The organism is Streptomyces hirsutus, from assembly GCF_001418415.1.
GTDB classification, from domain to species: Bacteria; Actinomycetota; Actinomycetes; order Streptomycetales; family Streptomycetaceae; genus Streptomyces; species Streptomyces hirsutus.
In genome coordinates this window covers 1-23,320 of the sequence record NZ_LIQT01000347.1, presented here as the reverse complement: position 1 = coordinate 23,320, position 23,320 = coordinate 1, and the positions used below count along the sequence as shown (strand labels likewise).

Here is a 23,320-nt window from a genome sequence, read left to right as displayed (position 1 = left end):
ACTCAACAACGTGACAACGCCAACTGCAGGTCGTGATCTGCGCTCAATCGCAGTTGCCCCCTCTGCTCAGCGAGAGTTGGCCAGCGGCCATGAAGCTGAGGACTCCGCAGGATCGCAGGCGCAAGTGACCGCTTCTGCTGGCAGGGATCGCCTGCAGAAGCGGTCAGCTTGGAGATCTGCCGGCCGGGGGCCCGTTCGGTTGAGGTGAACCACTGGTGCCTGGACAGTCCGGCCGTTGAGCGCCTACGCAGCGCACCTCATGGAGTCTTCCTGCCGTCTCAGGTCAGGTCCCCGGCCTTGCGGTGGTCGACCACAGTATCTGGGCCGGGGCTCATGATCGTCTCGTGTCCATTCTCTGCGCGCACGCGGTAGGGCGGCGTTCCGTCGGGCCCCAGCACCTCGACGATCTCCACGACATGGTCTTCCCTGCCAACGACACGGCCGTGGACCACGAGACGGTCACCCTTGCTTGCATGCATAGCCAACTCCTCTTCGAGTACGGGCCCCCGCCTCCTCAGGCGCGCCAGACCGGCGTTGGGGGCCAGCGGTGAATTACCCCGTCGGAGAGCGCCAGCACCACTCGCATGGCCGCCTACGACCGAATGGTCGATGAGGTCGGACAACGAGTCTCATAACCAACTGCGCCACGCAGATCGGCAGTCACGGCAGGTCAGAAAGATCGATAGGAGGCGTGGCCACCTAACGCTGACCGTCACAGTGGGGAGGAGATTTCTCCCCCGTCCAGCGCCCGGACTCTGTCCACAGGCGAACCGCCCGAGGCTGCTCTCACGACGCCGTGACCAGCACAGCGTCCGACTCTGTGAGGAGCCGTCCATGCCCCAGACCGCCACCACGCCGCTCGCCCCGATGACCCCGGACGCGGCGATCAGCGCCTTCACCTACCTCCGGGCCGTCCAGGCTGGCGACACCGCTGCCCGCGAGTTCGCCGGCGCCGAACCCCGGATGCCCGCCCTGCTCGTGGATGTCGCAATGCGGATCGTCGTCCCGGTCACCGCTCTGCCCGGCCCGGACGCGGGCGAGCCATGCGAGGACACCTTCGCCCTGGAAGCCCTCGGACGCGTCTTTGTCACCACCCTGCGCACCTGGGCACAGGCTGGTCCGGACGCGGCGGAGGGCATAACCCGCGCGGTCATCTACTTCGCCCAGCAGTTCCTCACCGAAGACCACGAGGACGTCGCCGGTGTCCTGCACCATCTGGAGGCCGTCGGCGTGGGCCAGGCTCTCGATGCGCACCCCGCCCCGGCTAGCGCGCCCCCAGTGCGCCTGACCACCGTGTAATGCGCACTGGAGACGGGCGGTGGTGCGCACCGCACCGGGTGGACACCGCAGGCGGGCGGGCGTCTCCGCGTGACGGGCTCGCCAGCGAGTTGAGGGATGAGTTTCGCAGCGGGCGGGCGCGAGATGGTGGCGTGCCCCGCCCCCGTGGTGCTGGATCAGCCCAGAGGCAGCTTCAGGCACGCGGGGCTGCCGTCGGGGGAGCTGATTGTTGTGGTGCTGCCGTCGACGCTCGCGTCCGAGTAGAGCGGGTCCTTGCTGGTGACGACCAGCATCAGCCGGTGATCCTCGGGCAGGTCGTAGCCGGCGGCCTGCAGCTTCCAGGTGGCGCTGTGGTCCTGGTCGGGGGCCAGGTCGGTGAGCGTGAGGGGTTCGTGGGTGATGATGCGGGCCATGCTGTCGGGGCCGAGGTCGAAGAGGCAGGCCACCAGGGTCGTGGAGCGGGCCGTGCTGCGCACGGTCAGCGCGAGTTCGCAGATGCCCCGGATCCGGCGTGCCGCGCCATCGTGGCTGCCCGCCGCGATCGGATCGCTCGTCCAGACCGCGAGGTTCTGCCGGTCGAACTTCTCCGTGACGTAGATCTTCGGGTTGCCGTTCCACTCCGCCTGGCCGCTCGTGATGACGGCGTCCGCCGCGATGGCCTCGGTCGGCTGCCCGGCGGTGAACTCCCGCTCCCAGCCCGTTTCCGGTTCGGTTGCCAGGCCGCCATCACGGTCGTCCGATGCAGTGGCCGTCAGGTACCACCGTTCGGTGGAGGTGGCGATGTCCTCCCAGGACGGGCTGGACTCGCGGGCAGCCGGTGTGACGATCTCGGTGCTTCCGGTCTGCGGATCGGTCCGGATCTCGTAGGTGAACATAATCTGGCTGTTGACCGCGGGCCAGGTGGGTACGGCGTTGTCGATCCCGCGCACGTGATGGTCCAGCCAGGCGAACGCCTCCTCGACCGGCTCGTTCGGGCCGCTGAACGGGATGGTCAGACCGGCGCTTTCGGGCGCGGCGTGGTCGCCGATCCACAGGTTCAGGTGCTTGGGCACGGTCAGGCCGTTGAAGTGCTCGATGACCTGGTTGGCTGCGAACAGCGTCTCGTGCCAGGTGTTGGAGAAGAAGGTGGGGACGGCGCGGGCGTTGGTCTTGTCGGCGTACGAGGAGGGCGCCCGTTTCTTGCCCCACTTCACTACGGTGTCGAGGTTCTGGCCGGCTTGGAAGTCCGCCAGGATCTGCTGGGTGGCCGCGTCGAATTTCCGCTCGACCGGACCGCCGGTGAAGTTGATCAGGGCGGTCACCGCCGCCAGGTGCCGGGTGTCGTGCTGGTAGAGACTCGCGGCCAGGTCGCCCCAGGTGCTCAGGGCCACGACCGCGGCCACGCGCTCTTTCGGATCGTGCGCCGCGACCAGCTGGCTGATACCCGAACCGTAGGACTCGCCCATGAAGGCGATCCGGCTGGGACTGAAGTGCTTCTCCGCGTAGTCGATGACGGTCAAGCCATCGGCCCAGTCGAGAGGTCCGGCCACGTCGATCGTGCCCCCGGAGGTGAACGGCCCGTCCACATAGCCCTTGCCAGGCACGGCCATCGTGAGGCCGATCCCACGGGGGGTGTAGGCCAGTACGTGGTAGCCGCGCACCGCCAACTGGAGGTACGTGTACTCGAACAGGCCCCAGCCCAGGGGCGTCCAACCGGCGGGCATGATCACCACGGGACGGGGCTCGTCGGTCTTGAGCTTGATCGTGTGCGCCGACAGCCGTACGCCACCCTCGGCAGCGATGCGGGGAAAGCCGATGATCGCCTGCTGCTGCACCTGCTCCGTCAGCCTCTGCAGGTCAGGAGGCAGCACCGGCTGCTCAGCCGTACCGTCCAGGGTGGCGATCAGCGCCTCGGCGACGTGGGCGGCGGCCGGGTCCAGCGACGTGGGCGAGGTGTAGATGCCATGCCGGGCGATCCGGCTCAACTGTGCTGCGGTACCCACGCCGTCGTTGTTGTGCGGGTGGCTCACGATGCCCGTCCTCTCGCTGTCGCCGACCGAGCCTTGCGGCACCGCCGGCACATGCCGTCTGCCGGAGACCCGGCATGTCCCCGATCCTTTCGGTCCACTCCTTCACCGAAGGCAAAGGGCGCAGGGTGTGCAGAAGCGCGGCCACCACTCAGCGCGATCCGAGCGCCCCCTGAGCGCCACGCGCGCCCCGCGGGAAGTGGCTACCGCCCACGACACCCTCGCCAGCCCGTGACCGCAGGCGCGTCCGCAGGCCGGGGCGCAGCGGGAGAGCGTTGCGACAGCCCTCATCTGATCTTGGTGGGCACGATGGAGCGCGCCGTACGTCGTTGGGTGCCGTGATGGGGGGGCGCCGTCACTTGTGACCACGCTGGACAGTGGCGCCGCCGCCCCTTCCCACCGCCGCCGTGTCCGCACCGACCTCAACATCCAGCACGTCCCGCTGCTCGGCAAAGAACGACCGCGGCTCCCCGCGATGAGCTCGATCAGGGAGTGGTCGGCTCTGTGGTCCAGCCATGCCGGCAGCGGGCAGTTCCTGGCACGGACCGAGGTAGCAGCGCAGCCTCACCCCAGGCTCACCCGGGGGGACCTTGACCGTGCGGATGGCGGTCGCGGTCGTCCAGCGCACGGCGAGCGCTGCCTGGAAGGCGAGGGCAGTGTCGTCGTCCGCGGCCGCGACGTCGACCACGACCAGTCCCGGCTCTACGACGTGCGCATCCTGGATCGACGCACCGCGGCCGGTGCGGGTTCACCACCAGATGTGTCTCACCCGGTCGTGTGCAGTTCACCGGTGTGCCCCTGTTCTGCCGCCCGCACTGTGCACACAAGCGCGAACGCACCCGGCCTGCTCGTGGTCCTCTGCGCAGTGCGCAGCCGGTGGCCGTGCCGGGGTATGGCGGCCCCGGATTGGCGGCGCGAAAGTGCGGTAAGCCCTCGCCGTCCCGTTGCTGCAGGTACAGGGTCCGCAAAGACCCCTGGTGAACCCTTTCACTCCGCCTGAGGAGTGATCTTCTCTTCGCCTGAATTACAGGCGGACACTCAGCGTGGCAAGGTGAATCGTCCGGCTATGCCCGATCACTCAGAGGAGAACCGATGGCTGTCGACGTGCAGAAGTGGTTCGACGAAGACTTCGGCGCCGGTCTTGTGCGCCACGCGGACGAAGCGCGCAAGGTTGAGACCAAGTTCCAGGTCAGCATCACCGGTGAGGGCGGCGGGGAGTGGTGGGTCGACCCGTCGGCCGGGAAGGTCGAGCGAGGAAACCCGGGTGGTGCCGGCCTCACGATGGTGATGGATGCCTCGACTTTCGCCAAGGTCTACGACGCCCCGAAGTCAGGCCTCACGCAGGGCTTCTTCGCCGGTCACGTCCGCATGACCGGCAATACCGCAGCAGCGGAGAAGTTCGCTGACCTGCTCCAGCTCGCCAAGCAGTAGAAGCAACACAGAGTTGAGAGACGTCCGGGACGCCAACGGCTCAGCGCACGCTTCACCACGCGTGTCCCTCAACCGCCGACGGATGATCCCGGAACACCGGTACCAGGACTATTTCGGTACCGGTGGCTTGCCGGAAACCGCAACGCCGGCCCGGCGGAAGTCGTTCAGGGCGGCAGCTGTCGTGTCCGGGGCCACCCCGACCGAGTAGTCGAGGCGTACGCGTGTACGAAAGCCTGCCGCGACGGCGTCCAGGGCGGTCGCGCGTACACAGTGGTCCGTCGCGATGCCCACCACATCGACCTTCTTGACCCCGCGGGCGCGCAGCCAGTCCGCCAGGGAGGTGCCCTCCGCGTCCGCGCCTTCGAAGCCGCTCTTGGAGGCGCTGTGGGCGCCCTTGAAGAAAACGGCGTGCACCTTGCCGTCCGTGACGACGGGTGCGAAATGGGGATGGAACTCGCTTCCTTCGCCTCCTGCCACGCAGTGGACGGGGAAGCTGTCCCGGAAGTCCGGGTGTTCGGAGAAGTGGCCGCCCGGATCGATGTGATGATCCCGGGTGGCCACCACGTACCGGTAGTCACGCCCCGCACTGCGCTCCACCAGGTCCGCGATCGCCGAGGCGATCCGCGCCCCTCCCTTAACGGGAACGTTGCCCCCTTCGCAGAAGTCGTTCTGCACATCCACCACGATCAAGCCCCGGCTCATCACGACCACCTCTCAGCACGGTGGAACACGGGAGTGACCACTGCGGCTGTCCCTTACCGATGCTGGGCGATCACAGCAGGAAGCGCCCGACCGGCTACGCCGAACGGGTGACCTCGTGCCGGGCACCACTGGGCACCGGTCCGGAAACCGGAACGGGGCAACCTGCGCCCCACCCTCAACGGCGCCCTGTCCCCTGCTCGGTACACGGCGCGGAGTCCACATCTGTACGACGTACGGTTCGAAAGGGGCACCGGGCCGCGATGAGTGAGCGGTGTACAGGACGTTCAGGACTTCCCCGGGGGTACGGCGTCGGTGCTCTGGGCGCGGGCGGTCAGCACCTCGCGCAGGATGCTGTCGGGCGTGCGTGCCCTGCGCAGCAGCGCTCACAGGTGCGCCGGCCCGCCGCCCTGCGGAGGCCGGGCCTTCCACCGATCGGCCTCAATTCTCCTTCCTCCCTTCCGGATTGCCGCCTGGCCGACATGCGCTTTGGGCTGCTTTCCGCTGAGATGGGGAGCGGCACCGCCTGCCACCAGGCCGGCGGGCCGGAAGAAGGGAACGGGTTATGACGACTCAAGGAACAAGGCTGCCTGCCGGCGTGGTCATGATCGAGGACAGCGAGTGCCCTCCGGCGACGTTGGGGCTGTGGAAGCACTACGGGCGCAAGGGCCCCGCCTACGGCATCGGCGCCGGGTACACGGTGTCCCTCAGTGAGCTGCCCGCGGACGGCGGCAGCATGACGAAGAACGTGTCCTCATGGGTCAATAAGACCCAAAGTGACGCGAAGCTGGTCAGCAGCAAGGGCACCCGGATCCTCAAGGCCGGCGAGTCCATGGAAGAGCCCGCCAGCCACAACGACACTGTCGAACGGGTCGAGTGGGTCTAAAGACACCGACCACACCCCCGACCACCGCAGGCCACGCCACCACGCAGACCGGTCCACAGATGGCGCAACCGTAGGCGCGCCCCTTGTCGCGTCCCGGCCCCTGGGCGGCGTGCGGCGCCCTGGCGGTGCCTCATGCCGCCCAGGGCGCCTACCCTTGTCGAATACCTCATCCATGCAGGTGGGAGCGGGTTTGGGTGTCGGCCAGTGGTTGCCCGAGTAGGCGCTCTCGCGCGGTCGGCGGTGGTTGCGGCATGATGATCGGTCGTGCTGCTGAGACTGGCGTACCTGGGTATGACGAACACGTTCGCGATGCTGCGGCTGCTGCCGATGAGCGGCCGCGAGAAGGATGTAGAAATCCTGGCCCTGCGCCATCAGATTGCGCTCCTGGAGCGGCAGCTGAACGGGCAGCGGGTCCGATTCCACGCGAGCGACCGGGCGTTCCTGGCGGCGTTGCTCCAGGGCCTGCCGCGGAAGGTTCTGCGCGGGATGCGGCTGTTGGTGCGGCCGGACACGCTGCTGCGATGGCGCCGTAACCTCATCGCCGTCCGGCACGCCGCCCAGTCCCGGCCGAAGCGCGGGGGCCAGCCGCGCACCGTGCGCTCGATCCGAAGGCTGGTGCTGCGCCTGGCCAGGGAAAATCCAAGTTGGGGCTATCGGCGCGTGCATGGTGAGCTGCTCGCGCTCGGGGTGAAGGTGGCGGCATCCACGGTCTGGGAGATCTTGAAGGAGGCCGGAATCGACCCGGCACCCGCATGCGCTTGCAGCACGTGGGCGGACTTCCTGCGCTCCCCGGCCGACGCCCTACTGGCCTGCGACTTCTTCGAGACGGTCACCCTGTCAGGGGCACTGTTGTACGTGTTCGCCGCGATCGAGCACGCGAACCGGCGGATCCGGATCCTGGGCGCGACCGCGCATCCGACCGCGTCCTGGGTGGTCCAGGCGGCGAGGAATCTTGTCATGGACCTCGAGGACGCCGACTGCCGGGCGCGCTATCTGATCAGGGACCGGGACGGGAAGTTCCCGCGGTTGTTCGACAAGGTGTTCCAGGACGAGGACATCGAGGTCGTGCTCAGCGGCGTCCGGATGCCGAGAATGAACTCGATCATGGAGCGGTGGGCGCAGACCTGCCGGCGAGAACTGCTGGACCGCATGTTGATCTGGGATCAGCATCACCTCCTGTACGCCCTGCGCGAGTTCGAGACGTTCTACAACGAGCACAGGCCGCACCAGGGCCTTGCGAACGCCCGCCCCCTCCACCCGCTGCCCGCTCCGATCGAGGACCCGGACCGGATCGCCCGTCTGGACATACGACGGCGGGCGCGGCTTGGCGGCACCCTCCACGAGTACCAACATGCGGCCTGACCAGCATGGATGAGGTATTCGGCAAGCGCAGGGTCGTGCTGGTGTAGAGCTACACCCGCACCCCGGGTGGGGGGGGCGGCAGGCTGCGGATCCGGCGCCGCGAGCGCGCCGAGGACGGGGGTGACGGGCTGCCGCCCGGCCCGATACGCCTGGCCTCCCCGTATGACACCGACGCCCGCTGGTCCGCCAAGCGCGACCTGTTCTGGAACGGGTTCAAGCTGCACGGGTCGGAGACCTGCCATCCACAGGTCGACGGCGACCGTCCCGCCCGGCCGAACATCATCACAAACGTGGCCACCACCGTCTCCACCCTCCCGGACACCAAGGCCCTGGAGCCGATCCACCAGGCTCTCGACCGCCGTCGACTGCTGCCCGCACGCTGGAACGATGTCGTCCAAGAAGGCGTGGCCAAGACCGTCGTGTCCTTCGCCGCCCTGGACTGCATCCCCTGCCCCTCCAAGGACCAGTGCGCCAGCGCCCGCAGCAACCGCCGCCGGCTCAGCCTCCAGCCCGCGAACTCACCGAGGCCGTCCAAGCTGCCCGCGCCCGCCAGCAGACCGGCGACTTCAACCGCGACTACGCCCTGCGCACCGGTGTCGAGGGCACCATCTGCCAGGCCACCCACACCACCGGTCCACGCCGCGCCCGCTACCGCGGCCTGGCCAAGATCCACCTCGACCACACCACCAGCGCCACAGCCCTCAACCTCATCCGCGTCGTCGCCTGGTGGAACGGCCGCCCCCTCGACCGCGCCAACCACAGCCACCTCGCCAGACTCCAACTCTCCCTCGCCGCATAACAGTTATAATTAACTACCAAGATCTGTCAGGGCCGCGGGCGCGTACAACAGGTCGATCAGCTCGGCCGCGGCGAGCCCGAGCGACAGCTCGCCCGACGCGACCGGGCCGCTGTCCTAAAGGACGACGATCAGCAGGTCCTTCGGTGTGCTCATGAGGACACCCAGCGGTTGCGGACGGAGGGTGCGAGCGCTCCGTGCCCGGCCGGTGTGTGGCCCGGCCCGGCTCGCTCACGTCCTCTCAGCCTACCGGCGGCCGGGGCGGCCCTCAGCGGGCGTAGGTGTAGAAGCCACGGCCGGACTTCTTGCCAAGCAGGCCCGCCTCGACCAGGCGGAGCAGCATCGGCGGTGGGGCGTACAGGGGCTCGGCGAACTCCTGGTGCAGGGCGTCGGCGACGGACTTGACGACGTCGAGGCCGATCAGGTCCGCCAGACGCAGCGGGCCCACCGGGTGGCCGCAGCCGAGGGTCATGCCCTGGTCAACGACGTCCGCTGTGACCTGGCCCGACTCGACCATGCGGATCGCGCCGAGCAGGTAGGGGATGAGCAGTCCGTTGACCACGAACCCGGCGCGGTCGGGAGCCTCGACGACCGTTTTACCGAGGGGCCCGGTGAGCAGGTTTGCGGTGCGGGTGTGGGTGGTGTCCTCGGTGTGGAGCGCGCTGACCAGCTCGACCAGCGGCATGACCGGTACCGGGCTGAAGAAGTGAACGCCGATGACGCGTTCGGGGTGGCGGGTCGCCCCGGCGAGGCGGCTGACCGGGAGGGAGGAGGTGTTGGTGGCCAGGACGGCGTCCTCGTCCTTGAGGATGCCGTCGATCCGGGCGAACAGGGCGGTCTTGAGGTCCTCGCGCTCGGGAACGGCCTCGATCACGAACTCGCGGTCGGCGAGCGCGTCGAGGTCGGCGGTCACCTCGATACGGCCGAGGGCGGCATCGCGGTCGGCGTCGGTGAGCCTGCCCTTGCGGATGCCCTGGTCCAGGGAGCCGCGGATGCGGTCTTGGGCGGCCGGTACGGCGTCGGGGCGGGCGACGACGACACGGACGTCGAGGCCGGCCCGGGCCGTGACGTCGGCGATGCCCGCGCCCATGACGCCGCAGCCGACCACGCCGATCCGGGAGATGGGTTCCATGGTCATGTCTGCTCCTGCCAGCGCATCAGGGTCGCTCCGATCGACATGCCGCCACCGAATCCGGCCAGGAGCACCAGGTCGCCGTCGCCGATCGCGCCGGAGCGGCAGGCGTCGTCCAGGGCGACCGGCACGGAGGCGCTGCCGATGTTGCCGTACTTCTCGAGGGTGCGGTGGGTACGGGCGTGGGACAGTCCGGCCCGCTCCACCAGGCGCCGCAGCAGCACGCCGTTGGGCTGGTGCGGCACGAAGTGGTCGACGCTGTCGGCGGGGACGCCGCTGCGCCGCAGCAGGCGGTGGAGGGCCGGGGGGACGTGGTCCATGACGAAGTTGCGCACGCCCCGCCCGTCCATGCGGAAGAAGTGGCCGCCTTCCTCGAGGAGTTGCGGGGTGAGCGGCTTGCGGCTGCCGCCCGCCTCGACGCGGATGAGGCCGTGGGCGTCGCCGCTGCTGGACAGTTCGGTGCCGAGGAAGCCGTGGCCGTCGCGGACGGGGCCGACGACGGCGGCGCCCGCGCCGTCGCCGAGGAGGACCGCGGTGCGGTGGTCCCCGTGGTCCAGGATGCGGGAGTAGATGTCGGCGCCGATGACCACCGCGTAGCCGTCGGGGTGGGCGGCGAGCAGACGGTGGGCCAGTTCGAGGCCGTAGACGAAGCCGCTGCACACCACGTTGATGTCGAAGCAGGCGGCGGCGTTCGCGCCGAGGGCGTGCTGCACGAGGTAGGCGGTGGGCGGCTGGGGCGAGTCACCGGTGGAGGTCGACACGATCAGGTGGGTGAGCGCGCTCGCGGGGATCCGGGCCGCGCGCAGCGCCTCGGCGGCGGCGCGGGCGGCGAGGTCGGAGGTGGCCTCGTCGGGGGCCGCGTACCGCCGGGTGATGATCTCGGTGCGTTCCTCGATCCACTCGGCGCCGATGTCGCACCATTCGGCGAGCTCCTTGTTGGTGATCTCCCGTTCGGGGAGGTGGGAGCCGGTGCCGACGATGCCCAGCGCGGTCATCGGCCCGCTCCCGCCGCCGCGAGGGCCGGGGCGGGGCGGCGCCAGGCGGTGAGGCGTTCCTCGCCGATGCGGGCGCGGGCGGCCGGGTCGGTGACGCCCAGTCCGTCGCTCGGTGCCAGGCAGCGGACGCCGACCTTGCCGAGGTGGCGGTTCTCCTGCACGAGCCGGGCGGCGTCCGCGACCTGTTCCAGCGGGTAGACGCTGCTGAGGACGGGCACCAGTCGGCCCTGCTCGAACAGCCGCAGGCACTCGGTCTGTTCCTGGAGGTTGGCGATGTGGCTGCCGACGACCCGTTTGAGGTTCATCCAGAGGTAGCGGTTGTCGTACTGGTGCTGGTACCCGGTGCTGGATCCACAGGTCACGACGGTGCCGCCGCGCCGGACGACGTGCACGGAGATGCCGAAGGTGGACCGACCGACGTAGTCGAAGGCGATGTGCGGGTCCTCGCCGACCTGGGCGCGGATGGCCCGGCCGAGGCGGCGGCCCAGTTCGGCCGGGTCGGCGTCGGTGTCCGCGTCCAGGCCGATCTCCCGGCGGTCGATGACCACATCGCAGCCCTGGCGGCGCAGGAACTCGGCCTTGGCCTGCGAGCCGACGACGCCGACGGCGATGCCGCCGCCGTTGCGGACCATCTGCACCGCGTAGGCGCCGAGTCCGCCGGTGGCGCCCCAGACGAGGACCACGTCACCCTGCTTCATCCGGGCGCCGTGGCCGCCGACGAGCATGCGGTACGCGGTGCCCGCGCACAGGGTGACCGAGGCCGCCTCCTCCCAGGTGAGGTGGGGCGGCTTGGCGACCAGCTGGGTGGCGCGGACCACGGTGTAGTGGGCCAGACCGCCGAAGTTCGTCTCGTAGCCCCAGGCGCGCAGGTGCCTGCCCATCATGCCGTCGTCGTGGGAGCCGGGGTCCTGGTCGTCGACGTAGGCGGGGCTCACCACCACGTGGTCGCCGGTGCGCCAGTGCCGTACGCCCGCGCCGACCCGCACGACCACGCCCGCTGCGTCCGAGCCGACGACCTGGTACGGCAGGTCGTGCCGTGTGGTGTAGCCGCCCTGGCGGGCGAAGCGGCGCAGGGCGGTGAAGGTGGAGATGGGCTCGAACATCGCGGACCACACGGTGTTGAAGTTGATCGAGCTGGCCATCACCGCGACCACGACTTCGTCGGGGGCCAGCTCTGGCATGGCCACGTGCCCCACGTGGAGGGTCCGCCGTACGTCCTTGTCGGCGTCGCCCGCCATCGATTCGGCGTCGTCGGCCCGCAGGTGCCCGGCCAGGAACTCCTCGGGCAGGGGAATCCGTTCCAGTTCCTCGGGGGGCGCGCCGTTGAGCACGGCCTTGCTGAACAGGTCCATGTGGGTTCCTCGCGATCAACGTCGGGATCCTGCCGGCAGGCGGCGCCGGGCGGCGGTGCGGGAGACGACGGGACGTCGTCGGACGGCGGTCCGGGGTCGTCGTGCCGCGACGGGATGCCGTGGGGCCGGGGGCCGGCGTCTTCGGGCGACACCGGGGTGGCGTCGGGCCCCGGTCCAGCGTCGTCGGGCGGCGCCGGGGTGGCGTCGGGCGGCCGGGTCACTCGGGCAGGATTTCCAGCTGGATGGCGGAGACCGGGCAGTAGTCGGCGGCCTCCTCGGCGGCTTCGATCAGGTCGGCGGGCGGGTGGGGGGTCTTGAGGAGCACCTTGCCGTCGTCGCCCTGGTCGAAGAGGTCCGGCGCGACCAGGGAGCAGGCCCCAGAGCGGCAGCAGGCGCCGGTGTCGACCCGGAGCAGCACCCGGCCGGGGCCGGCCTGGGCGCTCACGCGGAGGCCCCCTCGGTCCGCTCACCCCAGGTGACGGGCAGGTCGATGGTGCCGAAAACGAGGGTCGCGGTGCGGAACGGGATCTCCGACTCCGTTACGGCCAGGCGCAAATCGGGCAGGCGGGTCAGCAGCCGCTCGAAGGCGATCTGGAGCTCGATGCGGGCCAGGGTGTGCCCGACGCACAGGTGCGGGCCGTGGCCGAAACTGAGGTGCGGGCGCCCGCGGCGGCGGACGTCGAGGGTGTGCGGGTCGTCGTAGACGCTCTCGTCGCGGTTGCCGAGCAGCGGGGAGACGATGATGCCCTCGCCCGCGGCGACGGTCTGGTCGCCGACCCGTATGTCCTCGGTGGCGATGCGGGTGATGCCGAACTGGAAAATGCTGAGGTAGCGCAGGAGTTCCTCCACCGCGCCGCGCAGCAGCTTCGGTTCGTCCCGGACGAGGGCGAACTGCTCGGGGTGCATGAGCAGGGCGGCGGTCCCGGTGGTGATCATGTTGGCGGTGGTCTCGTGCCCGGCCGCGAGCAACAGGTAGGAGGTGAGCAGGAGTTCCGGCCGGTCGACTTTGCCGGGCACCAGGTAGTCGGCGACGAGCCGGCTGATCATGTCGTCGCCGGGCTCCTTCTGCTTGCGGGTGACCAGCTCGTCGAGGTACGCGCTGAGCGCGGCCTTGCTGTTGGCGATCCGCTCGGGCGCACCGGCCCGGTGCGGGTCGAACAGTGCCTCCAGGTGGGTGGTGAAGAACTCGGCGTCCTCGTAGGGCACTCCGAGGAAACGGCAGATGGAGCTGGACGACACCGGGATGCCGTACGACTCGTGGAGGTTGGCGGGCGGTCCCTGGCGGATCATCTCGTCCAGGAGCTGGTCACAGGCCTGTTCGATCTCCGGGCGCATCGCCGCGACGCGCTTCACCGAGAACTCCCCGGCGAGCATGGTGCGGTAGAAGGCGTGCTCCTCGCCGTCCATCCGCATGAAGGAGCCCTTGAGCACCGGCCGCATCTTCTGCCGGTACAGCGTGGGGAACCCCTCCCTGCCCATGTCCGAGCTCATCCGCGGGTCGTCCAGCAGAGTCCGCGCGGCGTCGTAGGAGGTGACCAACCAGGCGGGCCCCGTGGGGAGTTGCACCTTGACCAGCGGCGCCTGCCGCTGCAGGTCCAGCAGACCGGCGGGCGGGTCGTAGGGACAGGTGCGGTCGGTCATCGGGTATGCGGGCAGCTGCTCGGCCACTGCGACCTCTTCTCCTGCTGGGCGGCAAGATCCTCAACCTCGCTGATACGGCCCGAGGTTGGCACAGCACGGCGCGGCAAGACGCTCAATCGTGAGCGGGCGCCCCTGATCGGCGCGCCTAGGGTCGGGGCGGTTTCCCAGCGCACCAGCCTGGAGGTCGCGGTGACGATGTACGACCACGTCGGAGGCGAGGGCCCGCTGCGGCGGCTGGCCGAGGTGTTCCACCGCAACGCGGTGGCCGACCCGATAATCGGGCGCCTGTTCAACTATGCCGGTGAGACGCATGTACGCCATCTGACGGCGTACCTCGTGGAGGTCTTCGGGCACGGCAGTGCCTTCACCGACGAGATCGGCGGGTTCGAGCACGTCAAGAAGATGCACGCCGATCTGCGGATCAGCGACGAGCAGCGGGACCGGTTCGTGGAGCTGATGCTGGCCGCCCTGGACGAGACGGGGCTGCCTCAGGACGAGCGGTTCCGCACCCGGTTCGAGGAGCAGCTGCGGCGGGCGGCGGCGATCACCACGCGGGCGTCCCGGATGAGCCGGGCCGACCTGGACACGCGGCACGGGCAGCTCGGGCGGTGGACGTGGTGACCGGGATGCCTTCCGCTGCGGCCGGGGAGCGGGTGGCCTCGGTCGTCGACGCGGTCCGTGAGACGTTCGGCGGACGGGCGCCCGCGACCGGCGAGCCGGTCCTGCCGCCGGGCGCCGACTCGATGACCGCGCTGGCGCTGGCGCTGGCCCTGGAGGACCGGCTGGGCGTCGCCGTGCCACCGAGCCTGCTGCGGGACGGGCACGACGCGGCCGCCCTGGCCGAACGACTGGCCGGGGAGCACGACACCGCGGCCCCCGGCCGGCGGCTGACCCCCGCAGCCGGACCGGCCGGGCTCGAGCCCTTCTCCCCCACGGCGCTTCAACAGGCTTATCTCGCGGGCAAGGAGGAGGAGCTGACGCCGGACGCGGTCGGCTGCCACCACTACCGCGAGTTCACGGTGCCGGACCTGGACGCCGACCGGCTGCGCGCGGCCTGGTCGGCGGTGCGGCAACGGCACACCATGCTGCGCTGTGCTCTCACCCCGGACGGCAGGCTGCGGATCCGGCCCGCGCGGGACACGGCCGTCCCGGTGCACCCGGCCGGTCACGACCCGGCCGAGGTCCGCGCACGCCTGTCCCGGCGCCGGTACACGGCCGACGACTGGCCGCTGCACGAACTGGAGGTGACCCGCCTCCCGGACGGGGACGCGGTGCTCCACTTGGCCGTCGACGGCCTGCTCTGCGACGGCCGCGCCCTGCTGGTGGTGATGCGTGACCTGTGGCGCGCCTACGAGGACTCCCCCGAGGCCCTGACACCGGAACCCGACGAGGTGTCCTTCCCCGCCTTCGCTGCCGCCGTGGCCAAAGAGGCGGCCGGGGAACGGTACGCCGAGGACCTGCGCCACTGGGAGGCGCGGCTGGCCGATCTGCCGCCCGGCCCCGGCATCGTGGACCCGCCCGCCCGCCGGGACGGGGACTTCGGGGGCGGGCCGGACCGGCTGCCGCTGGCCGGAACACTCGGCGCCGCCGACTGGGCCGCCCTGCGGGAGGTGGCGGCGCGTCGGGGCGTGACCCCGACCGCGCTGCTGCTGAGCGAGTTCGTGGCCGTCCTCACGGACGCCGGGGCCCGGCTGCCGTTCAGCCTTGTCCTGACTACCGGCGACCGGGCGCGGACGCGGGGCGCCGAGAACACCGTCGGCACGTTCACATCGACGCTGGTCTTCCCGGTGGCCGACACGGACGCCGTCGCGGTGCAGCGGTGTCTCGCGGAGGATCTCGACCACGCGACGGTGCCCGGCGTCGCCGCGCTGCGCCGCCGCCGTGGACCCGTGCCGGAACTGCCCGTGGTGTTCACCGGCATGCTCGACGACGAGCGCCCGCCGGGCGGATTCCCCGAGCGCTACGCGGTCGGCCGCACCTCCGGGGTGGCGCTCGACCACCAGGTGTGGGAGGCGAACGGCACGCTGCACTACCGCTGGGACGTGGTCGAGCGGGCCTTCCCCGGGCCCGGTGCGCGGGCCCTGTTCGACGCGTACGGCGCGCGGCTGCGCGCCCTGACGGGCGCGACGGAGCCGGTGGAGCAGATGGAGGTGGAGGTGGAGCGCCCGCTCGACGACCTCCAGGAGGCGTACCTCGTCGCCCGCGCGCTGGGCGACGAGGACGTGGGCGGCTGCCGCATGCTGCTCGGCTACGAGGTCGAGGACCTGGACGTCAGCCGTCTACGGGACGCCGAGGCCCGCCTGATAGCCCGTCACCCGGTGCTGCGGGCCCGCGTCGACGCGGAGCACGGGCTGCGGTTGCCCTCCCGGACGGCGTCGGTGGCTGCGCCGGAGGTGCCGGAGGTGCCGCTGACGCCGGAGCTGCGCGAGGAACTGCTGCGGCAGCCCTTCCCGTTGGGTGTGGGGCATCTGGACGTACGGGTGGGGCGCGGGGAGGACGGCCCGGACGTCGTCCTGCTGACGGTGGACCTGGCCCTGATCGACGCGCGCAGCATCCACCTGGTGGGGCGGGAGTTGATGCGTCTGTACGCGGGCGGCGACGATCCGGGCACCGCTCCCCCCTCCCGCTCCGCCGGGACGGCCACCGCACTCGACCCGCACGAGGCGGGCGAGCACTGGCGGCGACGGGTGGCCGCGCTGTCTCCAGGCCCGCGGCTGCCCGCGGCAGCCGACGACGGCACTCGTCGACGGCTGCGCGGCACCCTGCCGGGCTGGGACACGGTGGTGGCCGCCGCGGCGGAACACGGCTGCACACCGGACGGGCTCCTGCTGGCGGCCTACGCGCGGGCCCTGTCGCCCGGTCTCGGTGACGTGTTCACGGTGCCGGTGGTGCGCTGGCCGGACGGCACGGACGCGGCCCGGCCAGCCGAACTGACCGCCCTGAGCTGGGTGACGGTCACGGCCGAGGGGTGCCCGCTGCTCGATCTGGCGCGCCGCTACGACGCCGTGCTGGCCGAGGACCGGGCCGCCGACGCGATTCGCGGACTGACCGAACTGCGCCGGTCCCGCCGCACGGACTCCTCCCTGCCCGTCGTCTACACCAGCCTCTTCGACCTGGACGCGCACCCGCTGCCCGACGGTGTCACGGCCGGGGCTTGGGTGACCAGCACGCCCGGTGTGGCGCTGGACTGCGTGGCGGTCCAGGAGGGCGGCGTCCTGGAGTACGCCTGGGACGCGCTGCCGGAGCAACTGCCCGCGGACTGGCTGGAGGACGCCTTCAGCCGCTTCGCCGCCGATCTGGCGGGCCTGGCCTCGCTCGCCGGAACCCCGGCCGACGACCCTGAGCTGCCCCCCTCGCGGTGGAACGACACCACCCGCCCCTTCCCCGCCGACCTGCCGGTGCAGATCCTGATCGAGGACCAGGCCAGGCTCCGCCCGGCCGACGTGGCGCTGCGCTGGTCCAGCGGCGCCCTCTCCTTCGCCGAACTGGAGCTGCGCGCCAACCGGCTGGCCTGGACGCTGCTCGACGCGGGCGTGGGACGCGGCGACGTGGTCGGGGTGTCGGTGCGGCGCGGCCCGGACATGGTCGTCGCGGTCCTCGGCATCCTGAAGGCCGGGGGCGCCTATCTGCCGGTGCTGCCGTCCCTGCCCCGCGACCGCGCGGCGGTGATGCTCGGCGACGCGGCCGCCGCGTTCCTGATCAGCGACGTCTCCTGCGGTTGGGCGGCGTCGGTGCCCGACGTGCGGCCGGTCGATCTGGATGCGGTACTCGCCCGTCCGCACCCTCGGGAGGCGACGGCGCCCGAGCCGGTGAACGACGTCGACGACCTGGCGTACGTGATCTTCACCTCGGGCAGCACCGGGCGGCCCAAGGGGGTGGGCATCACCCACCGGCCGATGCTGAACCTGTTCGAGTGGGCCCGGCGCACCTTCGGATTCGGCCCCGGCGACCTCGGTCTGTGTGTCACCTCGCTCGGCTTCGACCTGTCCGTCTTCGACATCTTCGGCCTGCTCGGCCTGGGCGCCGCGCTGTACGTCGCGGACGAGGAGCAGCAGCGCGACCCGCGGCTGCTGCTGCAGGTGCTGCGGACCGAGCCGGTCACCTTCTGGAACTCGGCGCCCACGACCCTGGCCAACCTGGTCCCGGAGTTCGACGGTCCGGCCGGCCTGCCGGGCGGCGACGCGCTGCGCCTGGTGTTCCTCAGCGGCGACTACACCCCGCTGTGGCTGCCCGACCGGCTGCGGGCGGCGTTCCCTGCGGCCACCCTGGTCAGTCTCGGCGGGGCGACCGAGGCGACGGTCTGGTCCAACTACTTCGTGGTGGACCGGGTGGATCCGGCGTGGCGCAGCATCCCGTACGGCCGCCCCATCGACAACAGCCGCTACTACGTCCTGGACGAGCGGCGTCGTCCGGTGCCGATCGGGACGGAGGGCGAACTGTACATCGCCGGTGAGTGTCTGGCCGTCGGCTACTACCGGCAGCCCGAGCTGACCGCGGAACGGTTCGTCACCGGGGACTTCCCCGAGCTCCCCGGTCCGCCCGAGACCCGCATGTACGCGACGGGCGACCGGGCCCGCTACGGCGCCGACGGACTGCTGCACTTCCTCGGCCGTCAGGACGGGCAGGTCAAGGTGCGCGGCTTCCGGGTGGAACTCCCGGAGATCGAACACCGGTTGCGCGGGCATCCCGGGGTCGCGGACGCGGTGGTGCTGCTGCGGACGGGTTCGGGCGGGGAGGGCCGGCTGGTGGCGTATGTGCTGCCGGACGGCCCGCCGCCCACGGCGGAGGAGTTGCGGGCCCATGTGGCGGCGGCGCTGCCCGACTACATGGTGCCGGGCGTGGTGGGGTTCGTGACGCAGTGGCCGGCCACTGCCAACGGCAAGCTGGACCGCGACGCCCTGCCGTGGCCGGTCCACGGTCCCGGCGTCACCCCGGTGGCCGCGCGCCCGGCCCCACTGCCGCCTCCCGCACCCGCCGACGCCGAGGTGCGGACCGGCCCGGAGGTCCCGCCCGCCGGGGACGTCGTCGAGGAGATCGGCGTGCTCTTCGGGGAACTGCTCGACCTGCCGCCGGTCGACCCGGGTGCGGACCTGTGGGACCTGGGTGCCACCTCGTTCACCATGGTGCGGGCGGGGCGTGTCCTGCGGGAGCGGTACGGGCGGGACGTACCGGTGTCGGTCCTGCTGGCCGAGCCGACGGTGCGGGCCATCGCCGCGCGGATGTCCGGCGCGGTGCCGCCCGGGGCGGAGGCGGCGGACGCAGCGGCGCCACCCCGAACGGAAGCAGCGGTGGGAGGGGCGGCGGGCTCGCCGGTGGCCGCGCCGCCGCCCCCCGAGCCGGTCGCGGAGCCGCCGCGGGTCGACTTCTTCGCCGCCGAGGACCGGCGCCGCTTCAAGGAGGGCGGGCACGGTCAACGGCCCCTGTCCGGCCCGGCCCGGCCGCTGAGCGGCGACCGGCCGTCCGAGGGGCAGCGGCGGTGGCGGGCCAGTAGGCGTCCCACGGCCGGGCGACGGCTGGACGGCGCACGCCTGGGCGACCTGCTGCGGGTACTGGCCCGGACGGGCGAGCGCGCTGAGGACGGGGCGCTCTACCCCTCCGCGGGTGACACCTACGCCGTCCAGGTGTACGTGCTGGTCCGTGACGGCGCCGTCGACGGCCTGGAGGCCGGCGCGTACTACTACCGGCCGCGCACCCACGTCCTGGAACCGCTCGGCACCGGCGCCGACGTGCCGGTCGCCGCGCATGTCTTCTACAACCGGCCCTTCGCCGCCCGCGCCGCCGCCGAGATCTACCTGGTCGGCGAGACGCGGGGCATCGAGCCGCTGTACGGCGACCAGGCGCCGCGCTATCTCGCCCTGGAGGCCGGGCACATGGCCCAGCTGCTGATGCAGCAGCAGGTGCCGTCCGGCGTGGCCGTGTGCCCGGTGGGCGACCTGCGGCAGAGCGACCTCGCAAAGGCGCTGGGACTCGGCCCGTCCCACACGTTCCTGCTGGGCATGCTGTGCGCCCCGCTGGAGGCGGCCGACGACGGCGACCCCGGCGAGCCGCTGTGGACGGCGGCGAGTGCCCCCGCCGTACCGCGCACCGCCGAGATCGCGGTGGTCGGGATGGCGGGCCGGTTCCCCGGTGCCGCCGGCCCGGACGCGCTGTGGCGGCTGCTGTCCGAGGGCCGGTCCGCCCTGCGTCCCCTGCCGCCCGCCCGGGCGGCGGCGCTCGGCTGGACCGGGCCACCGGTCATCGGCGGGTTCCTCGACCCGACCGGGCCGGTCGACCTGCGCCCGCTGCGCGTCTCCCCCGCCGAGGCCGACGTCCTGGACCCGCAGTTGCGGCTGCTGCTGCCGACCGTCTGGCAGTGCCTGGAGCTGGCCGGGCACACGCCCCGGTCCCTGACCGAGGGCGGCGGCCGGGTCGGCGTGTTCGTGGCGTCCATGTGGGACGACCACCTCACGACCGCCGGCGACGGCTGGGAACGGGGCGGCGCGGTCGAGGTCGTCGCCACCCGGGCGACCACCCCCAACCGGCTGTCGCACGCGTTCGGCTGGCAGGGGCCGAGCCTCGCCGTGGACACCGCCTGCTCGTCGTCGCTGACCGCGCTGCACCTGGCGATGAACGCGCTGCGGGCGGGCGAGTGCGACAGCGCCGTCGTCGCCGGTGTCAACCTGGTGACGCACCGTCGGCACCTGGGGCTGCTGGCCGGACTCGGTCTGCTCGCCGCGCCCGAGGACGGGCGGCCCGGCGGCGCCTACGACGAGGCCGCGCCCGGCTGGTACGTGGGCGAGGCGGTGGGCGCCCTGCTGCTGCGGCGCGCCGACACGGCCGCCCGCGACGGCGACCCGGTCCACGGAATCCTGGAGACGTCGTGGAGCGCCCACGCCGGTGGCGAGGGCCGCTTCGGTGCACCGGGCCCGGAGCCGCTGACCGCCTCACTGCGGCGGATGCTGAGCGAGGCGGGGCTGGACCCGGCGACGGTGTCCTACGTGGAGAGCGCGGCGGCGGGCGCCGGGCTGGCCGACGCCGCCGAGTTCGCGGCCTTCGCCGAACTGCTGGCCGACCGCGGCCGGCCGGTGCCGATGGGGACGCTGAAGCCGAACGTCGGTCACAGCGAAGGGGCCTCCGGCATCGGGCAGGTGATGAAGGTGATGCTCCAGCTGCGGCACGGCCGCATCGCCCCGACCCTGGTCTCCGAACTGCCGAGCCCGCTGGTGGACTGGGACGACAAGAACCTGTTCGTGCCGCGGCGGGCGATGGACTGGGAGGCGGCCCACGGGCCGCGGCGGGCCGTCGTCAACGCCGTGGGCTCGGGCGGCTCGTACGGCCATGTGGTGGTACGCGATCCGGAAGGAACACGATGAGCGACGGGGGTCGGACGCGATGACCGCTGACTGGACGGCCGGCACACGCGACCCGGACACGACGACCGCGCACTGGACCGCCGGAACGCGTGACCCGGACGCGGCGGTCCGGATGATCTGCTTCGCCCACGCGGGCGGTGGCAGCGCGCTGTTCCTGCCCTGGCGCCGTCTGCTGGGACCGGGGATCGATGTCGTTCCGGTCGTGCTGCCGGGGCGGGAGCGGCGGATCCAGGAGCGGCCCTACACCCGCATGGCCGACCTGGTCGAGGATCTCGTGCCCGCCCTGGAGCCGTTGCTGGACCGGCCCTACGTGCTGTTCGGGCACAGCATGGGCGCGATGGTGGCCTACGAGGTGGCGCAGCGGCTGCGACCGGCGCCGGGGACGATGTTCGTCTCCGGCCGCCGGGTGCCCGGGGTGACGGGCGAACGGCATCTGCTCGGCGACCGGGACCTGCTGCGGGTGGTGAACGGGCTCGGGGGCACGCCGTCGGCGCTGCTCGACTCGCCCGACCTGGCCAACCTGTTCCTGCCCGCGCTGCGGGCCGACTTCCAGCTGGTGGAGACCTACCGGCCGACGGCCACGCCGCCGCTGGCCTGCCCGTTGACCGCGCTCACCGGGGACGCCGACCCGGAGGTCACCCCGGCGCAGATGGCACGCTGGGGCGATCTCACGGTGGGCGGTTTCGGTCTGCACGTCTTTCCGGGGGACCACTTCTACCTCAAGGGGCTGCCGGAGGCGTTGCGCCGCACCCTGCTGGACGGGGTGGACCGGATCAGCCGGCCGCCCGCCACACCACGGCGGAGTTGAACCCGCCGAAACCGAAGGCGTTCGACACCGCCCAGCGCAGCGGGGTCGTCACGGCGGTGTCCCCGGCCAGTTCGGGGACACCGTCGATCGGGTCGCGCACCCATGGGTTGGGGTGCACGAAGCCGTCGCGCAGCTGGACGACGACGGCGACGGCGGACAGCAGTCCGGCCGCCGTGAGCGCGTGCCCGGCCAGTCCCTTGACGGCGTTGACCCACGGCCTCGCGTCCCCGAAGACCTGCGTGATCGCGTCGGCCTCGACCCGGTCGCCCAGGGGCGAGCCGGTGCCGTGCGCGCCGACCAGGTCCACGTCGGCGGGGCCGATCCCGGCGTCCCGCAGGGCCCGGGCCATGACGTCGGCCTCTCCGGCCACCGTCGGGTCGGGCTGACTGTTGGCGTCGAGTCCGGCCGCGCAGCCCGCCAGTTCGGCCAGGACCCGAGCGCTGCGGCGGGCCGCCGAATCGGCCGACTCCAGTACCACGGCAGCCGCGGCGGGCCCGTGAACGAAGCCGCGGTGGGAGCGGTCGAAGGGGCCGCCGGGGCCGGTGCCGGCGGTGGGCACCATCGCACCCAGGTTCAGGAAGCTGCGCAGCTCGGCCGGTGCGGGTTCGGCCAGGGCGCCGATGACCAGGCAGACGTCGAGGACCCCCCAGCCGACGAGACGGGCTCCTTGGACGAGGGCGAGGTTGCCGCTGGCCGACGCGCCGCCCACGGTCAGGCCCTCGCCCCGGATGCCGAACGCCTCGCTGAGCGTGGCCACATGGTCGGTGTCCTGGTACTGGAGCGCCAGCCGGGGCGGGACGAGCATCGGATCGCGGGCCATGCGGGCCGCGGCGGCGGCGCTCTGGGCGCCGTTGAGGTTGCTCCCCGCGACGACCACGCCGATCCGCCGCGGGTCCGGTCCGCCGTGGTGCAGCCCGGCGTCCCGCCAGGCCTGGCCCGCCACGGCGAGCGACGCGCGGACCGGCCGTGACGTGCGGCGGGTCGCCTCGGGCGGCAGGGCCGCCGAGGCGAGCGCCTCGTGCAGCGCGCTGTCCGGCAGAGCGGCCCGGTAGGGCACCGTCTCCCCGGCGCCGGTCGGGGCGATCGCGCCTCGGCCGGCGCGGAGCGCCTCGGTCAGGCGGGGCACGTCGGGGCCGAGCGGCGACAGCGCCCCCAGCCCGGTGACGGCGACCCGGGGCCCGGCCGAGGTCACCGGTACCGCTCGAACAGGCCGACCAGGTCGCCGACGGGCATGGCCTGGCGGAACTCGGTAATCGGGACGAACACGTTCAGATCGTCCATCACGTTGGTCACGACCTCGCTGCGGTCGACGCTGTTGAGTCCGAGCTCGGCGAGGGTGCGCTCAGGCACGACGTCGGCGGGCCTCAGGTCGGGCAGGATCGCGATGGCGTGGCGGCGGATCGCCGCCAGAACGGCCCCGTCGGGCTCAATTCCGGTGCCGGTGTCGCTCGCGGTGCCGGCTTCGTCGGTCCGGTCCATGTGATGTCCCCTCAGATCCAGTCGTAGTGGCGGTGGTAGTCGTCGATGCTCCGCAGGGCGAGCAGGGGCGGGCGGCCGGTCGTGGGGGGGAGCCAGGCGGGGG

General features: G+C 72.0%; 19 protein-coding genes. 8 read left to right on the top strand and 11 right to left on the bottom strand.

Annotated elements, in window-relative coordinates:
* Nucleotides 1–278: 278 nt before the first annotated feature.
* Nucleotides 279–479 (bottom strand): DUF1918 domain-containing protein, encoded by a 201-nt coding sequence (locus AOK11_RS40535; RefSeq protein WP_079035070.1) that lies wholly within the window; start codon nt 477–479, stop codon nt 279–281.
* A 355-nt stretch (nt 480–834) separates the two neighbouring features.
* Between AOK11_RS40535 and AOK11_RS25125 the strand changes: the two genes are divergently transcribed.
* A complete protein-coding gene (locus AOK11_RS25125) occupies nt 835–1,299 on the top strand; it encodes a hypothetical protein (RefSeq protein WP_055596004.1) in 465 nt (154 codons plus the stop codon).
* A gap of 155 nt (nt 1,300–1,454) precedes the next feature.
* Here the strand turns inward: AOK11_RS25125 and AOK11_RS25120 are convergent, their stop codons facing one another.
* Nucleotides 1,455–3,287 carry a CocE/NonD family hydrolase gene (locus tag AOK11_RS25120; RefSeq protein WP_055596016.1) on the bottom strand — a complete coding sequence of 611 codons (1,833 nt, stop codon included), beginning with the start codon at nt 3,285–3,287 and terminating at the stop codon, nt 1,455–1,457.
* A 352-nt stretch (nt 3,288–3,639) separates the two neighbouring features.
* A complete protein-coding gene (locus AOK11_RS45345) occupies nt 3,640–4,008 on the bottom strand; it encodes a DUF6207 family protein (protein ID WP_276204843.1) in 369 nt (122 codons plus the stop codon).
* Between the two features lie 368 nt (nt 4,009–4,376).
* Between AOK11_RS45345 and AOK11_RS25110 the strand changes: the two genes are divergently transcribed.
* A complete protein-coding gene (locus tag AOK11_RS25110) occupies nt 4,377–4,715 on the top strand; it encodes an SCP2 sterol-binding domain-containing protein (RefSeq protein ID WP_055596003.1) in 339 nt (112 codons plus the stop codon).
* Nucleotides 4,716–4,823: 108 nt separating this feature from the next.
* Here AOK11_RS25110 and AOK11_RS25105 read toward each other — a convergent pair whose 3' ends face one another.
* On the bottom strand, nt 4,824–5,417 hold the full coding sequence (locus AOK11_RS25105; protein ID WP_055596002.1) for an isochorismatase family protein: 594 nt from the start codon (nt 5,415–5,417) through the stop codon (nt 4,824–4,826).
* Between the two features lie 562 nt (nt 5,418–5,979).
* Here AOK11_RS25105 and AOK11_RS25100 point away from each other — a divergent pair.
* The 3 genes from AOK11_RS25100 to AOK11_RS43000 all read left to right on the top strand — a co-directional run bounded on the left by AOK11_RS25100 (nt 5,980) and on the right by AOK11_RS43000 (nt 8,461).
* Nucleotides 5,980–6,300: a peptidase inhibitor family I36 protein gene (locus tag AOK11_RS25100; protein WP_157869445.1), complete on the top strand. Its 321-nt coding sequence runs from the start codon at nt 5,980–5,982 to the stop codon at nt 6,298–6,300.
* 264 nt (nt 6,301–6,564) lie between these two features.
* Nucleotides 6,565–7,662 carry an integrase core domain-containing protein gene (locus tag AOK11_RS25095; protein ID WP_055596000.1) on the top strand — a complete coding sequence of 366 codons (1,098 nt, stop codon included), beginning with the start codon at nt 6,565–6,567 and terminating at the stop codon, nt 7,660–7,662.
* 466 nt (nt 7,663–8,128) lie between these two features.
* Nucleotides 8,129–8,461 carry a transposase gene (locus AOK11_RS43000; RefSeq protein WP_055595998.1) on the top strand — a complete coding sequence of 111 codons (333 nt, stop codon included), beginning with the start codon at nt 8,129–8,131 and terminating at the stop codon, nt 8,459–8,461.
* 265 nt (nt 8,462–8,726) lie between these two features.
* Here the strand turns inward: AOK11_RS43000 and AOK11_RS25080 are convergent, their stop codons facing one another.
* From AOK11_RS25080 to AOK11_RS25060, 5 genes are all read right to left on the bottom strand, one after another.
* The gene (locus AOK11_RS25080; RefSeq protein WP_107098670.1) at nt 8,727–9,596 is read right to left on the bottom strand and encodes a 3-hydroxybutyryl-CoA dehydrogenase; all 870 of its coding nucleotides are present in this window, start codon (nt 9,594–9,596) and stop codon (nt 8,727–8,729) included.
* On the bottom strand, nt 9,593–10,585 hold the full coding sequence (locus AOK11_RS25075; protein WP_055595996.1) for a 3-oxoacyl-ACP synthase III family protein: 993 nt from the start codon (nt 10,583–10,585) through the stop codon (nt 9,593–9,595). The genes AOK11_RS25080 and AOK11_RS25075 overlap by 4 nt, the downstream gene beginning before the upstream one ends.
* Nucleotides 10,582–11,937: a crotonyl-CoA carboxylase/reductase gene (gene ccrA, locus AOK11_RS25070; RefSeq protein ID WP_055595995.1), complete on the bottom strand. Its 1,356-nt coding sequence runs from the start codon at nt 11,935–11,937 to the stop codon at nt 10,582–10,584. Before ccrA ends, AOK11_RS25075 begins: the two co-directional genes overlap by 4 nt.
* A 217-nt stretch (nt 11,938–12,154) precedes the next feature.
* Entirely contained in the window at nt 12,155–12,382 is a 228-nt protein-coding gene (locus AOK11_RS25065; RefSeq protein WP_240497481.1) for a ferredoxin, read from the bottom strand.
* Nucleotides 12,379–13,605 (bottom strand): cytochrome P450, encoded by a 1,227-nt coding sequence (locus AOK11_RS25060; protein ID WP_055595994.1) that lies wholly within the window; start codon nt 13,603–13,605, stop codon nt 12,379–12,381. The genes AOK11_RS25065 and AOK11_RS25060 overlap by 4 nt, the downstream gene beginning before the upstream one ends.
* 168 nt (nt 13,606–13,773) lie before the next feature.
* Between AOK11_RS25060 and AOK11_RS25055 the strand changes: the two genes are divergently transcribed.
* Genes AOK11_RS25055 through AOK11_RS25045 form a run of 3 tightly spaced genes read left to right on the top strand, consistent with a single transcriptional unit; the run spans nt 13,774 to nt 21,738 of the window.
* Nucleotides 13,774–14,199: a group II truncated hemoglobin gene (locus tag AOK11_RS25055; RefSeq protein WP_055596014.1), complete on the top strand. Its 426-nt coding sequence runs from the start codon at nt 13,774–13,776 to the stop codon at nt 14,197–14,199.
* Between the two features lie 5 nt (nt 14,200–14,204).
* Complete coding sequence (locus AOK11_RS25050; RefSeq protein ID WP_157869444.1) at nt 14,205–20,930, top strand: non-ribosomal peptide synthetase; 6,726 nt, start codon at nt 14,205–14,207, stop codon at nt 20,928–20,930.
* A 19-nt stretch (nt 20,931–20,949) separates the two neighbouring features.
* On the top strand, nt 20,950–21,738 hold the full coding sequence (locus tag AOK11_RS25045) for a thioesterase II family protein (protein WP_079035066.1): 789 nt from the start codon (nt 20,950–20,952) through the stop codon (nt 21,736–21,738).
* On the opposite strand, the gene AOK11_RS25040 is transcribed toward AOK11_RS25045, so the two are convergent.
* Both AOK11_RS25040 and AOK11_RS25035 read right to left on the bottom strand, forming a co-directional pair.
* On the bottom strand, nt 21,704–22,930 hold the full coding sequence (locus AOK11_RS25040; protein ID WP_055595992.1) for a beta-ketoacyl synthase N-terminal-like domain-containing protein: 1,227 nt from the start codon (nt 22,928–22,930) through the stop codon (nt 21,704–21,706). The genes AOK11_RS25045 and AOK11_RS25040 overlap by 35 nt on opposite strands.
* Nucleotides 22,927–23,217: an acyl carrier protein gene (locus AOK11_RS25035; RefSeq protein ID WP_055595991.1), complete on the bottom strand. Its 291-nt coding sequence runs from the start codon at nt 23,215–23,217 to the stop codon at nt 22,927–22,929. The genes AOK11_RS25040 and AOK11_RS25035 overlap by 4 nt, the downstream gene beginning before the upstream one ends.
* Nucleotides 23,218–23,320 lie beyond the last annotated feature (103 nt).